Genomic DNA, 13,546 nt, shown 5'->3' with positions numbered 1-13,546 from the left:
GGCCTCAGAAACTGACTTTCGGGGCCTGACGGGCTTCAGGAGATTCCAGTTGAAGTTGAGCGGTTTCTTTAAACGCAAACATACCGGCGATGATGTTGTTCGGGAACTTCTCGCGGAAGATGTTATAGGTCATTACGCCATCGTTATAGGCTTGGCGAGCGAAAGCGACCCGGTTCTCGGTACTGGACAATTCTTCCATCAACTGCTGAATGGTTTCGTTGGCTTTCAGCTCCGGGTAGTTCTCGGAGACGGCGTAGAAGTTGGCCAGTGCCTTGGTGAGCAGGTTTTCTGCACTGCCCAAGCGCTGCATTTTGGTGTTGTCGCTGGGGTCTTTGGCGGCGTCCTTTTGGGCGCTTACGGCATTGTTGCGCGCTTCCATAACTTGCGTGAGCGTGGACTTCTCATGGTCGAGGTAGCCTTTAGCTGCTTCCACAAGGTTTGGGATGAGATCGTGCCGGCGTTGTAACTGGACGTCTATCTGAGCAAAACCATTTTTGAACTGATTGCGCAGTGATACCAGGTTGTTATAAATGAAAACCAGGTAAATCACGACAACCGCGATAACAACAAGGCCGATGACAGTTGTCATTCCCATGCTTAACCCTCGAGCTGTGTTTAGGCGTTATTTTCCACGATGTTGGCGTGAAAAGTCTGTACAAAATTCTCAAAATCTTCTGGCAACAGGGGCCTACTGAAGAAATACCCTTGTGCGAGTTTACAGCCGCGCTCGCTGAGGTAGTGCTCTTGTTCTGCTGTCTCTACACCTTCCGCAATCACGGTGAGGTTCAAACTACGGCCAAGATCGATAATGGTGTTCGCAATCCGTGTATCTTCTTCGTTGACCAGAAGGTCTTGAATAAACTGTTTATCGATTTTCAGGTGCTGGACCGGCATCTTTTTCAGGTATGTCAGCGATGAATAGCCGGTGCCGAAGTCGTCGACCGCTATGCTGATTCCGGCTCTGTGCAGTTTGTGGAGTTTGGCAACGGCGTCGGTCATATTGGTCATAAAACTGGTTTCAGTGACTTCCAGTTCCAGTCGGCCGGGTGGGATTTGATATTTGGCGATGCAGGCCAGAATGTCGTCCACGATGGAGTCCTGTCTCAACTGGACAGCTGATAGGTTCACGGCAATTCTGAGGTAAGAGCCAGCAGAGGCCCAGAGCGAAGCCTGTTTGCACGCTTGTTCCAGTACCCATTTGCCGATCTCGACAATTGAGCCGCTCGTTTCAGCAATAGGAATGAATCTGTCTGGCGCCACGAAACCGTGCTCGGGATGTTTCCAACGAAGCAGCGCTTCGGCACCAATAACCCGTTTGGTCTCCAGATTGATCTGGGGTTGGTAAACGATGTGGAATTCCTGATTCTGGATGGCCCGAGCCAAGTCTTTTTCCATCTGTTTTCGATCACGGATCTCCTGATCGATGCTGGCCACGAAAAACTGAAAGCGAGTTTGGCTGTTTTGTTTTGCAAGAGCCATGGTTTGTTCTGCGCTTTGCAGCAAACGGTCGGCTTCGCAGGCATCGTTCGGGAAGATGGAGATGCCGAGTGTCGACGTCATTGAAATCCGGTGGCTGCCGGCTTCGACGGGGACGCCCACGATCGACAGCGTCTTTTCCGCTGTTTCAGCGGCGTGAAAGTTATCGCGGACCTTTTTCTCAACGATGACGAATTGGTCGCTACCCAGGCGGGCAAGGGCGAACCTGTCTGCTGGAAAGTTAGCGCTTAGTCTGTTGGCGACCGTTTTCAGGATAAGATCGCCGGTTCGAAAGCCGCACTGTTCGTTCACCGATTTAAAATCATCAATGCCACACACCATGAGTGAGAACGAAGTGTGCTTGGCCTTAGATGTTTCGATGATCTGTTGCAGCTCCTCCATGAAGGCATCACGGCTGGGTAGGCTTGTCAGGGTATCAATCCGTGCAAGCTCATTAACCCGGTCTTCGGCTTCACGGTGCTTTTGTTGGCTTTCTGCGATGGCGACAAGCAGGTTGTTGGTGGCGTTAACCCAGAGACCGAGTTCGTTCGCCTCATGACCCTTCGGGACTGCGAGGAGGTATTCATCCGGATGATCCGGGTCAACTTTCTTGAGTGAGTTTACGATCCGTAGCAATGGGCTGGCCAAAAGCCAGTTGAATAGAAAGAAAAGTGCCAGTCCGAGTATAAGAGCGATGACGATACCCGATGCATAGGTTGTGAGGGCTCGCATCAGCCAAGTGTGGGCGTCGTGAGCGGTGTCCAGATGAATCTCAAGGTAACCGTACGGCACGTTAGGATTATCATCACGCTTCAGGGTTTCTCTATAGACCCACACTTTGCCGAAAATAAGGTCGGTGATTGGTCGAAACCCCAGTTGGCTAGGCGAGCGCTTTCGGCTGCTTAGCTCGTTACCATCGGGATGGGAAATGCGTGCAAGATTAATCGCTTCAAGGGCAAACAGGCCGTCAACTACCTGCTGGCCCAGTGTTTCGTCGATGCTGAAAATGGACTGAGTTGCTGCGTCGTACACCATGGCAATGGTCTGTTCCGCCTGGTATTTGAGGTCTGAGGACACCCTCTGTGCGTCCAGTACAACCTGCACGGTGCTCACGGCAAGCCCACTGATTAACGCTACGGCCAGCACCCATCGCAGGATCCGATGTCCCAGATGGTTTTCTGCTTCGAGCGTTTTTTGCATGAGGATCATTGCAACTCATTTGTCATGGGCATTTGGGGCATGGGCTGTTTTGTTGAACAACCCAGACAATAGTATGGTCTAAGCCGATTTCATCGCCACGGAGTATGCCTGAAATTTCTGTTATGTCTTGAAAGTGCGTGTATCGATTTGTTGCAGTTTGACCTATGTCATAAACAGAAACGCCCGCCTGGAAATGCCAAGCGGGCGTTTCTGTTTCTGGGCAGCGAGATTTTGTTCGCTGCCAGATTCAGTTGCCGAGTTAGGCCAGGTTTTCGTTCACGAAATCCCAGTTAACCAGCTTCCAGAAACCTTCCAGGTAGTTCGGACGGCTGTTCCGGTAGTCGATGTAGTAAGCGTGTTCCCATACGTCGACAGTCAGAACGGGCTTGTCTGTACCGGTCAGCGGAGTTTCGGCGTTGCTGGTGTTAACGATGGCAACGCTGCCGTCTGCCTTTTTAACCAGCCAAGTCCAGCCAGAACCGAAGTTGTTGGCGGCTTTGTCGTTGAATTCTTTCTTGAAGTTGTCGAAAGATCCGAAGGCTTTTTCGATAGCTTCTTTAGCAGCGCCAGTAGGCTCGCCGCCGCCGTTAGGCGTCAGGCAGTTCCAGAAGAATGTGTGGTTCCATACCTGAGCGGCGTTGTTGAACAGTGGGCCGCTAGCGCTCTTGATGATGTCTTCCAGAGACTTGTCAGCATTATCAGTGCCGTCAACCAGACCGTTCAGTTTGGTTACGTAAGTCTGGTGATGCTTGCCGTAATGAAACTCAAGAGTTTCCTGGGACATGTGCGGCTCTAGAGCGTTCTTTTCGTAAGGCAGTGCGGGAAGTTCAAATGCCATGAGGTCGTTCTCCCTGTCTCTCTTTGTTTATGAATGTGCGTACCAGCAATATAAGGGCGGATTATTTTAATTCAACCCTTTGCTGTAAGGCTGCACTTAAATTCGGGACTGCCCGGAAGGAACTGGGCGCAGTTTTTTACACGCCATACCAATTCCTCGTAGCTGTCAGCCAAAATGTTGATGTGTCCAAGCTTGCGCCCAGCACGCTCGCCTTTGTTATAAAGGTGAACGTGGGCGTAGGGCAGTTCGAGTATGCGCTCGATGTCTCCGTGTTCGCCAATGATATTGATCATGCAGCTCAGTCCGCGAGCTTCCACATTACCGAGTGCGTGGCCGCTGACAGCTCGGATATGGTTTTCGAACTGGCTGGTCATGGCGCCTTCAATGGTCCAGTGGCCGGAATTGTGAACTCTGGGTGCCATTTCGTTAGCAACCAAGCCGTTTTCCGTTTCGAACAGTTCCAGCGTGAGCACACCTACGTACTCTAATTCATTGAGCAGTGCTTTGATGTAGCGCTCAGCGTCTTGCTGAACGTGGGCTGGCAGTCCCGGCGCAGGCGCGATGGAGTAGCGCAGTATGCCTTCGTGGTGCGTGTTCTCGGCGATTGGGTAGAAAGCGACATCGCCATCTTCAGCGCGCACGGCAATGAGGGATACTTCACGGCTGAAGTTGACGAATTTCTCGACGATCACGCGTGGGTGCCCGATCGACGCCCAGGCTGCTTCTGCTTCTTCCGGGCTTTTCAGTACCGCCTGACCTTTGCCGTCATAGCCTTCGGTGATGGACTTGGCAACAACCGGGCAGCCTAGTGCTTCGGCCGCGGCTTTTAGCGATTCAGCACTGTCCGCCGTTTTCCACTCAGGTGTTGGAATGCCTAGTTGCCCGAACAGTGTTTTTTCGGCTTCGCGGTTCTGGCAAACCTTCAAGGCTCTTGGGCAGGGGTGTACCGGTTTGTGTTTAGCCAGTTCTTCGGCAACGTCAACGGGTAAGTGTTCGAATTCGTAGGTCACGCGGTCTACTTTCGATAGAAAGTTGTCCAGCTGTTTCCCTTCCCGGTCTACGATGGTTTCACCGAGGCCGGCACTGGGGCTTCCTGACATGTCATAAAAGACAAAATCTTTGGCCAGTGGGTATCCGGCTAGTGCCAGCATGCGACCTAGCTGGCCTGCTCCTAGTACACCGATTTTCATTCGAACTCTCCTGCCTTGAAGGTGTGGGAGTGGGCTTTACTGATCGCGCGGATCAGGGTTGTCCAGCACGGTCTGTGTTTGGGTTGCCCTGAATTCGTCAACGGCTTTACGAACGTTGTCGTCAAAAGTGCCGATAATTTGGGCTGCCAACAAGCCTGCGTTAGTAGCGCCGGCTTTGCCGATGGCCAGTGTGCCAACGGCGATGCCTCCTGGCATTTGTACGATTGAAAGTAGCGAGTCCAGGCCGTTCAAGGCTTTGGACTGAACGGGCACGCCAAGTACCGGCAGGGAGGTTTGTGAAGCCACCATTCCCGGAAGGTGTGCAGCGCCACCGGCACCTGCGATGATTGCCTTCAAGCCACGGTCCGCAGCCGTTTTGGCGTAGTCAAACAGAAGGTCGGGTGTGCGGTGGGCAGAGACGACTCGTGTTTCGTAGGGCACGCCAAGTTTGTCGAGCATGTCGGCGGCGTGTTCCATGGTGGGCCAGTCGGATTTCGAGCCCATGATGAGACCTACAAGCGGCTGCATAAGCAACAGTCCTGTGATAATTGGAAAGCCGGCCATTGTATGGATTGGCCACCCGCCATGCAAGATAGACGGTGCCGTCATACAAGGTACCTGTATGGTTCTTCATTTTAACGTTTTGTTTGGCGAGCGTATTATCTAATCTTCTTTTTAAACCCTCTGTATTCAGGAGTTGTAATGGAACCCATTCGTCCAGATGACGATGAGCTAAGAGCTGACGAACCTTTTGGTGGTGCCGAGCCGAGAGAGCTTGAAAAGCCAAAAATGAAACAAGAGAAGCCGTTAAAGAGCGCCAAGCCGCCAAAGCCCGCTAAAGATAGCGGAAGCGTTGGTGGCGGATCTGCTTTGGTTTGGGTGCTGTTAGTGATTGTTGCTGTAGCGACCGGAGCGGGTTGGTATCTGCAAGAGCAGCGTATTCAGGTGCTCGAAGGTCAGCTTCAGGATGCGGACTATTGGGCCCGGCAGAGCAATCTGGCGCTGGCGCGCTTTGAGGGTGAGCTTTCCGAAACGGGCGAGTCGTTACAGGAGCGGGGAGCGCGTTTAGAGCAGCAAATTTCGGGGAATGAAAAACGCCTGGATTCGGTGGATAGTGAGATTCGAAAGCTTTGGGTGATCGCGAACGAAAAAAACAAGCAGAGGCTGAATGAACAACAGCGGCAGATTACCTCTCTTGATGAGAGGGTGGCCGTTGCAGGGAAGGCTGCTGGAGACCTAGACTCCCGAATGGAGCAGATTCGCACCGGCATTGCGGGCGATGTGGCTCAGTTGAGCGAACGATTGAAGGGTGCGGTTATGGCTCTTGAACAGGCGGATCAGGCCGTGGAAAAGCAAGTGGCGTCGCTTGGGAAGAAGGTGGACGGAGTCGGGCCTCTGGTAGATGGCCGTATAAAGCGGTTTGAGCAGGAGCAGAAACTGGGTATTGATGGCTTGGAAGGCCGGATTGCCGCGCTGGAAAAACAGGTGGGCTCGCAAGCCGATGCTCGAGACGTTCGTGCGATGAAGGCGCAGCTTTCTGAGTTGAAGCAAGCGGTCGCGGCTATCGATGCTTCGAGAGCGCAGCTGACTTCCCGTTTGGTGCGCTTGTCCGAGGAAGTGAATCAACTTCGATCCGGAGCTGCTCGGCAGTAACCGGGGCGAGCAGGGGGAAGGGGTGAATGTAACGGTTTGTATTCATCCCTTGCGGTAGCTCTCATTTCTCTCGAGTAGCAGTTGATATGATCAGGCAACTCGAAAAGGGATGAAGAGTGAAAACAATGAGAATCCGAGTGCCTTTCGTTAAGAGCGCCGCCGTGCTTTGCTGTATGGTGGCGTTATCCGGTTGTACGGTGTACCAATCTATCGGTAAGAGTGTAGGTGGTTTCTTGCACCCGGTGTCGGGTCACAACTTCGTGCATATTGATACCGATGAGTGGGACCAAAATAACGCGCTGCTCTATTTCTACCGCACTGACTCTGAATGGGCGGGCGATGAAATTGAAGCGCCCAGTGTCTACATAGACGACCATCACTATTTCAATATCCGCAATAACAGCTTCACATGGCTTGAAGTCGCGCCCGGTGAACGGCACATCGCTATGCGTCGCCCTCTGCTGGGGCTTGAGGGGCTGGGTTCGTTCAGTCTTAGTTTGATTGCAGACGCCATGTTGAATGTTGAGTCAGGCAAGATTTATTACCTGCGCTACAACGAGCTCACCGAACCTAACGAGCTGCACCCCGAACTCGATCCTGATGATCCGCTGGCTTCCGGTGATTTGCAGTTAGTGACTCGAAGCTACGCGATGAAGTCCGGTGAGATTGTTTCCACGCTGTTTCTGAACAGTGACCTGTTGGCTCCGAATCACGCCGCCGCGTCTATCGTGGAGGACAATCAGGACGCCGATTATGAAAAACGAAAGGCGGTACTTGAAGAAGAGCGGGAGCTGGAGATCGAGCGTTTAAAGACGCAGGGGAAGTATGAGTCGGCTTCGTGGTACTGGCCGTTTGGGGGTGGTCCGACGGAGCCTCTGGAAAGCGACCGAAAGTTGCAAGAGCTTGATCACCAGTACGCTCAACTCGAACAAGAACGCGAGCGTCGTAAGGAAGCAGAATCTGGTGGAGGCTGGTGGATTTTTTGAGGGCTGAGTGACTACACTGAGGGTGGTTTTCAGTGAGCGAGGGAGCAATGTCATTCAAAAACAAATTGTTCACGCAGGTTGAGAGTGTTGCCTCAAGAATCACGCCTCATGTTGATAAGGCTTGGCAGGACGTGAAAGGCAAGCTGGATGCGTTGAATGGGGCTTTGGCGTCTCAGTCGGTCCCGGACGCGCGAAAGGCGAAGGTTAGTGATTTGTCTTTGCGAACAAAGGGGGAGCAGGCCGGGCAGAGGGGCAATAATGAGAGTGTGTCCGGTTCAAGTCGCTGATTTTGGTTAATAAGTGCGCGGTTTTGAGGGTGTTAAGAAAAACTTCAGAAATTTTCTGGAAAACGTTTGACACCGCGAAAGAAATGCTTAAAATGCGCATCTCACTTGAGTTGAGACAGCAACGCTGAATCAGCAAGCGCTAAGGGTGCACAAGTGACTGCTTAAGGCTTGAAGAACAGTAAAGCCTCGAAGTGGGTGGTTAGCTCAGCTGGGAGAGCATCGCCCTTACAAGGCGAGGGTCACTGGTTCGATCCCAGTACCACCCACCACTTTTAAGCAGTAAGCCAGACGAGTTTCTGGCACCCGATTTAGCCGAATAGGCTGAGTCATGCGGAGCGGTAGTTCAGTTGGTTAGAATACCGGCCTGTCACGCCGGGGGTCGCGGGTTCGAGTCCCGTCCGCTCCGCCACTTTTTCGGGTGGTTAGCTCAGCTGGGAGAGCATCGCCCTTACAAGGCGAGGGTCACTGGTTCGATCCCAGTACCACCCACCAGATTTGAAGAAAAGCAGATCCAATCGGATCTGCTTTTTTTTTGCCTTCAGGAAACTTTCGACGTGCCCACAAAAAAAGCCGGGGGACGTTCGTCGCCCGGCTTTGATTTGCCTATCGAGCTTTACTTGCCAATCAAAGACTGGCCACAAACCCGCACAACGTTACCGGTAACGCCAGCAGAGGCTGGGTTGCAGTACCACGCAATGGCTTCGGCTACATCGATGGGCTGGCCGCCCTGAGACAGGCTGTTCATGCGGCGACCGGCTTCACGGATGGTGAAGGGCATGGCGGCCGTCATTTGCGTTTCGATAAAGCCTGGTGCGATCGCGTTGATGGTGATGCCATCCTTGAGCTGCTTGGCCATGGCTTCAACGTATCCTATTACGCCGCTCTTGGCGCAGGAGTAGTTGGTCTGGCCAAAGTTGCCGGCAATGCCGCTGATGGAGGAGATGCATACAATACGGCCGTTCTCGTTCAGCAGGCTACGGTGCATCAACTCTTCGTCGATAAGCTCTTCAGCGGTCAAGTTGACGGCAATGGTCATGTCCCAGAAGTGCTCGGGCATATTGCCTAGGGTTTTGTCGCGGGTAATGCCGGCGTTGTGAACGACGTAGTCTACCCCGCCTGTTTCTTTGGCAATGAAATCTGCGATCAGCTTAGGCGCTTTTTCGTCAGTAATGTCGCATGCCAGAGCCTTGCCTTTGATGGCGTCGGTTACCTTTTTCAGCTCTTCCAGTGCTTGCGGGATATCCAGGCCAATGACGGTGGCGCCATCACGAGACAGGGTTTCCGCGATGGACGCGCCGATACCGCGAGAAGCGCCGGTTACCAGAGCAACCTTGCCGGCGAGTGGGGCTACCGGGTTGGTGGCTTTCGCAATGTCGGCTTTTCCGATGCGAACGAACTGGCCTGAAACGTAGGCCGAACGAGGCGACAGGAAGAAGCGCACGCTGGAGTCGAGCTGGTTTTCGGCGTTAGGAGCCATCCAGATCAAGTTAGCTGTGGCGCCTTTTTTGCCAATTTCTTTACCCATCGCTCGGACAAACCCTTCAAGCGATTGTTGGGCGGCGGCTTGCGGTGCTTTGCGGCAGGTATGTGGGTCTTGACCGATCACCAGAATGCGCCCGTTGGCGGCCAGCTTGCGGATGGTCGGGTGGAAGAAATCGTACAGCGCACGCAGTTCCTGTGGGGTTTTCAGGCCGGTTGCGTCGAAAACCAGAGCGGAAAATTTGCCGTTCAGTTCGCCGGTGATATCCAGGGCTTCCGCTTTATTGCCCACTTTTGAGGATTCATCAAGAGTGTCCAAGCCTGTTGCGTGGAACACATTGGCAGGGCTGGCACCCAGAATTGCACCCAAAGTGGAAATGGCTTTAGCACCGGAACCCGCTGCAACCAGCACATCGCCTTCGATATAAGGCTGGTCTACGCGCTTTAGTCGCTTCAGTGGGTTGGGTGATGGCAAGCCGAGAGACTGAGCTGCAGATTTACCGACCGGGGTATTAACGAGTTTAAGGTAGAGGTCTGACATAGGTGCTTCCTGTAATGAGTTTATTCAGAGAATGGCTTAAAGGGTAAGGATTCTTCAGTCTATTGGATTGACTGAACCCCGTGTTGGCGTTGTCAGACTTGCCAATGAGACAAGCCAGTTTATCGATAGACTTCATCCTAACGTCAAACTATCCGACTACTCATCGATATTAAGGACACTTTGTTATGGCACAGGCCAAGAAAAGCTCCAAGTCAAAAGCCGCTACTGCGAACACGGGCATCCGTCGCGTTGCAGTCATTGGTGGCAACCGTACGCCGTTCGCCCGATCCAACACGGCGTACAGCAAGATCAGCAATCAAGAAATGCTGACTTCTTGCTTGCGTGGCCTTGTTGATCGGTATGACTTGCAGGGTAAGCGCTTGGGTGAGGTGGTTGCCGGTGCGGTCATCAAGCACTCTCGCGATTTCAACCTGACCCGTGAAGCGGTTCTCAGTTCTGGTCTGGCACCTGAAACGTCGGCGTATGACATCCAGCAGGCGTGTGGAACGGGCCTTGAAGCCGCCATTCTAGTGGCCAACAAGATTGCCTTGGGTCAGATCGAGTGCGGTATTGCCGGTGGCACAGATACCACCTCTGACGCGCCCATCGGTGTAGGTGAAGGCCTGCGTGAAATTCTGCTCGACCTGAATCGTGCCAAGACTGCCAAAGAGCGCCTGAAAATCCTGACCCGTTTCCGCCCGAGTCATCTGGCTCCGGAAATTCCGACCAACGGTGAGCCGCGCACTGGTCTGTCCATGGGTGATCACTGCCAGATTACCGCGAAAGAGTGGAGCATTGCGCGCGAAGATCAAGACCAGCTGGCGTATGAGAGTCATCAAAAGCTGGCAAAAGCCTACGAAGAAGGTTTCTTTGAGGATTTGATCACGCCACTGGCGGGTCTGGATAAGGACAACATCCTGCGCCCAGATACTACGCTTGAAAAACTGGCCACACTGAAGCCGTGCTTTGATCGTGAAAACGGCACCATGACCGCAGCTAACAGTACCGCGTTGACGGATGGGGCGTCTTGCGTGTTGCTGGCCAGTGAAGAGTGGGCCAAAGAGAATGGTCTGGAAGTCCGGGCATGGCTGACCTTTTCTGAGGTTGCCGCTGTTGATTTCGTGGATAAGAAAGAAGGCCTGTTGATGGCTCCGGCCTATGCTGTACCGCGTATGCTGGAAAAGGCGGGTCTGACGCTTCAGGATTTCGATTTCTACGAAATTCACGAGGCCTTTGCCGCCCAGGTTCTATCAACTCTGAAGGCATGGGAAGATCCGGTTTTCTGTAAAGAGCGCCTTGGTCTGGATAAGCCGCTGGGCAGCATCGACCGTTCGAAGATGAACGTTAAAGGCTCCAGTCTGGCGACAGGGCACCCGTTTGCGGCCACTGGCGGACGCATCGTTTCTACTCTGGCGAAATTGCTGGAAGAGAAGGGAAGCGGCCGTGGTTTGATCTCCATCTGTGCCGCAGGTGGACAGGGTGTTACTGCCATTCTGGAGCGCTAAATTTAAGGAATGTTGTAATTCCCTTTGACATAGGGCGCTTCAGCTCGTATTATTCGCGCCACGTTGATCAGGGCGACTTGGTTAACAACCAGTTTGATGCGGGGTGGAGCAGTCTGGTAGCTCGTCGGGCTCATAACCCGAAGGTCGTTGGTTCGAATCCAGCCCCCGCTACCATATATAGAAAAGCCGGCTTATGCCGGCTTTTCTTGTTTCGAAAGGCAGACCAGTAACCTACTGGTCTGCCTTTTTGCGTTTGGGAGAAATGGGATGGGCGTGTACATACTGGCAGCAGCGTTCTCAGCGGTCTTCATGGGTACCATAGGCGCGATTGCTGTCTATGCGGGCGTTAGCGCAGAAACGGTGACCTTTTATCGCCTGCTCATTGGCGCGCTGCTAATGGCGGCTTTTCTGCTTGTCACGGGCCAGAAGAACAAAATAGTCACCTGGCCCGGCTTCAAGGTGCTGGTCACCGGCGGGTTTCTTGCGGGTTTTGTTGTCTTTTACGTGATGGCCATGGGCTACACCAGCATGGCGAATGCAATCATGTTGTTGTATTTGGCGCCCGTCTCCGCCTCTGTCATTGCTCATTTTTTTATGGGCGAGCGGCTCTCGGGGGTCAGTGCGGCCTTGATTGTGGTGGCTCTGTTTGGTTTCGCCATGATGTTGGAGTTCAATTTTAATGTGTCAGGGCGGGGCGAAGAGGTTCTTGGTCTTTTCTATGCGATGTGCGCGATGGTGTGCTATGCGGCCTTTATGCTGACCAATCGACTTATTCATGAACAAGTGCATGTGCTGACTCGAAGCGGTTATCAAATGCTGGCGGGGGCACTGTGTATGCTGCCTTTAATGCTCCAGCACAGTGAGAGCATCGGTGTGAATCAGTGGGGCTGGTTGGTTGCGGCTGGTGTGGTTCCCGGTTTCTTGGCGATTATGCTTGCTGTTGTGGCGCTGAGGGCGCTTCCGGCCGCGACCTTTGGCACTTTGGCGTACTTGGAACCTATTACCGTTGTCGGGTTGGGGTGGGTTCTGTTCGGGCAAAGTTTGAGCGCTTTGCAGTTGGCAGGGAGCGCTCTCATTATTTTTTCTGGCGTGGCTCAGGCAGTGGTGTCTCAGAGGAGAGCTGGGGCAGTAAAAGCCTTGAACCCGGTCCTGGAAGCATCGTAAACAGGCCCGCAACGCAGTTGCCCTATGGCAGGTTTTTTCGCCAATGCTTCACCCGCACCTGGCCTTTGATGGCATCGATGATTTCGTAAATCAGCGTGATCAGTGCCTCTTGGTTGCTGTCTTCTTCTTCGGTTGTATTTGGGTCGGGCAAGAGGACGTTCACGATATCTTCGATGAAGGCGTGATTGGTGGAAGAGGCCAGGTCGTTCAGAATCTGGTGAATCACGTTGGCCACGATATCGCCCACCGCATTCTCTAGGGTGTCCTGAATCGTAGGGCCGACAACAGGCAGGTACTTCAAGCGAGACAGTTCGAGATTCTGTTTTAACGCATTATCTACTCGATGCTCCAGGTACGCACGTAACGCGCCTCGGTTGGGCATGTAGCCCTGCTGTGCCGCTTGCGCGACGCGGTCTGATATCCAGTCCGAGAGCATTTCTCGCCTCGGATACAAAATGTCGTTCTGGATTCTGTCAAACAGCGGAGAGCCTTGCTCGATCTCATGCTGTACGCCTGTGAGCACCTTGATAACGATGCGGTCCGAAAGCTCCTCCATAAAAGCATCAAAATAGAACGCAAGGAATCTGTAGATCTTGGTGTTTGTGAAATCGATGATCTTGTATTGCTGGAGCCGGTATCCGATGGAAATAATCCGTAGCACGCGCAGAAAACGAAAGCTGCCAATCGGGATGCAGCCAACCAGATCGTACCAGTGAATAAAGGGATAGAAGTACCAGCGGTCATAAACCTTCGCTTTAACGGAGTACCCCCACCGAATGACGAATTCAGTCAGGAAAATACTCACGAAAATCATATCGTAGAAGATAAACCGCTCGTGAACAGGGTTGTAAGCTGTCTGTACCGCCGGCAGGTAGTCTTTCAGGAGGTTCTGTACGGCGATAAAGTTATAGATGGAGTCCCAAATAATAAAAGCGAGGTTGATGATCAGCAGGCCCAGCATCAGAAAATCGACGAGGAACCAGAACATTTGGTGGCTGGATTTCAGGTTTTCGCGGTTGATTCTGAGCATTCTCGTTACCTGTAGATGGGGCCGGAACCAATCTAAGTCTCTGACAGGGTAGCCTATTTAGGTTCAAGGGACGACCTTCCAAGTGGGCTTAGTGGGCCGTTAAACCAACGAAATACCCTTGGTATTTGGCATGCGAGGCATAGCACGCGTGTCGGGGGACCGGTAAACTCACGATTCTAGTCTCGAGTTTCATCAAA

The 13,546-nt window shown here is 53.0% G+C and carries 12 protein-coding genes and 4 tRNA genes; 9 read left to right on the top strand and 7 right to left on the bottom strand.

Annotation, left to right across the window (positions count from 1 at the left end; translation table 11 throughout):
* Window positions 1-4 precede the first annotated feature (4 nt).
* The 5 genes from ACNQ6O_RS09510 to purE all read right to left on the bottom strand — a co-directional run bounded on the left by ACNQ6O_RS09510 (window position 5) and on the right by purE (window position 5,232).
* The gene (locus tag ACNQ6O_RS09510) at window positions 5-589 is read right to left on the bottom strand and encodes a LemA family protein (RefSeq protein ID WP_418053373.1); all 585 of its coding nucleotides are present in this window, start codon (window positions 587-589) and stop codon (window positions 5-7) included.
* A 26-nt stretch (window positions 590-615) separates the two neighbouring features.
* The gene (locus ACNQ6O_RS09505) at window positions 616-2,685 is read right to left on the bottom strand and encodes a putative bifunctional diguanylate cyclase/phosphodiesterase (RefSeq protein WP_418052983.1); all 2,070 of its coding nucleotides are present in this window, start codon (window positions 2,683-2,685) and stop codon (window positions 616-618) included.
* Between the two features lie 250 nt (window positions 2,686-2,935).
* On the bottom strand, window positions 2,936-3,514 hold the full coding sequence (locus tag ACNQ6O_RS09500) for a superoxide dismutase (protein ID WP_418052982.1): 579 nt from the start codon (window positions 3,512-3,514) through the stop codon (window positions 2,936-2,938).
* Between the two features lie 71 nt (window positions 3,515-3,585).
* A complete protein-coding gene (locus ACNQ6O_RS09495; RefSeq protein ID WP_418052981.1) occupies window positions 3,586-4,704 on the bottom strand; it encodes a 5-(carboxyamino)imidazole ribonucleotide synthase in 1,119 nt (372 codons plus the stop codon).
* 36 nt (window positions 4,705-4,740) lie between these two features.
* Window positions 4,741-5,232, bottom strand: a complete 492-nt coding sequence (gene purE, locus ACNQ6O_RS09490; protein ID WP_418052980.1) for a 5-(carboxyamino)imidazole ribonucleotide mutase — start codon at window positions 5,230-5,232, stop codon at window positions 4,741-4,743.
* A gap of 174 nt (window positions 5,233-5,406) precedes the next feature.
* Here purE and ACNQ6O_RS09485 point away from each other — a divergent pair, with 174 nt between their 5' ends.
* From ACNQ6O_RS09485 to ACNQ6O_RS09460, 6 genes are all read left to right on the top strand, one after another.
* On the top strand, window positions 5,407-6,357 hold the full coding sequence (locus ACNQ6O_RS09485) for a hypothetical protein (RefSeq protein WP_418052979.1): 951 nt from the start codon (window positions 5,407-5,409) through the stop codon (window positions 6,355-6,357).
* Window positions 6,358-6,482: 125 nt separating this feature from the next.
* Window positions 6,483-7,343 carry a DUF2846 domain-containing protein gene (locus tag ACNQ6O_RS09480; RefSeq protein WP_418052978.1) on the top strand — a complete coding sequence of 287 codons (861 nt, stop codon included), beginning with the start codon at window positions 6,483-6,485 and terminating at the stop codon, window positions 7,341-7,343.
* 47 nt (window positions 7,344-7,390) lie between these two features.
* Window positions 7,391-7,630, top strand: a complete 240-nt coding sequence (locus ACNQ6O_RS09475; RefSeq protein ID WP_418052977.1) for a hypothetical protein — start codon at window positions 7,391-7,393, stop codon at window positions 7,628-7,630.
* A 193-nt stretch (window positions 7,631-7,823) separates the two neighbouring features.
* Window positions 7,824-7,899: transfer RNA gene (locus ACNQ6O_RS09470), tRNA-Val, on the top strand.
* Between the two features lie 63 nt (window positions 7,900-7,962).
* A tRNA-Asp gene (locus tag ACNQ6O_RS09465) sits at window positions 7,963-8,039 on the top strand.
* Window positions 8,040-8,046: 7 nt separating this feature from the next.
* Window positions 8,047-8,122: transfer RNA gene (locus tag ACNQ6O_RS09460), tRNA-Val, on the top strand.
* 121 nt (window positions 8,123-8,243) lie between these two features.
* Here ACNQ6O_RS09460 and ACNQ6O_RS09455 read toward each other — a convergent pair.
* Entirely contained in the window at window positions 8,244-9,650 is a 1,407-nt protein-coding gene (locus ACNQ6O_RS09455) for a 3-oxoacyl-ACP reductase (protein ID WP_418052976.1), read from the bottom strand.
* A gap of 185 nt (window positions 9,651-9,835) precedes the next feature.
* On the opposite strand from ACNQ6O_RS09455, the gene ACNQ6O_RS09450 reads away from it, so the two are divergent.
* From ACNQ6O_RS09450 to ACNQ6O_RS09440, 3 genes are all read left to right on the top strand, one after another.
* A complete protein-coding gene (locus tag ACNQ6O_RS09450) occupies window positions 9,836-11,155 on the top strand; it encodes an acetyl-CoA C-acetyltransferase (protein ID WP_418052975.1) in 1,320 nt (439 codons plus the stop codon).
* Between the two features lie 97 nt (window positions 11,156-11,252).
* Window positions 11,253-11,329, top strand: a tRNA-Met gene (locus tag ACNQ6O_RS09445).
* A gap of 93 nt (window positions 11,330-11,422) precedes the next feature.
* Complete coding sequence (locus tag ACNQ6O_RS09440; RefSeq protein ID WP_418052974.1) at window positions 11,423-12,319, top strand: DMT family transporter; 897 nt, start codon at window positions 11,423-11,425, stop codon at window positions 12,317-12,319.
* Window positions 12,320-12,341: 22 nt separating this feature from the next.
* Here ACNQ6O_RS09440 and ACNQ6O_RS09435 read toward each other — a convergent pair whose 3' ends face one another.
* Entirely contained in the window at window positions 12,342-13,349 is a 1,008-nt protein-coding gene (locus ACNQ6O_RS09435; RefSeq protein WP_418052973.1) for a hypothetical protein, read from the bottom strand.
* Window positions 13,350-13,546 lie beyond the last annotated feature (197 nt).

Origin of the sequence: Marinobacter sp. SBS5, assembly GCF_048285575.1 — a bacterium.
Classification (GTDB): Bacteria; Pseudomonadota; Gammaproteobacteria; order Pseudomonadales; family Oleiphilaceae; genus Marinobacter.
Note: the sequence above shows the minus strand (reverse complement) of the source record. Positions and strands in the feature narration are given on the sequence as shown.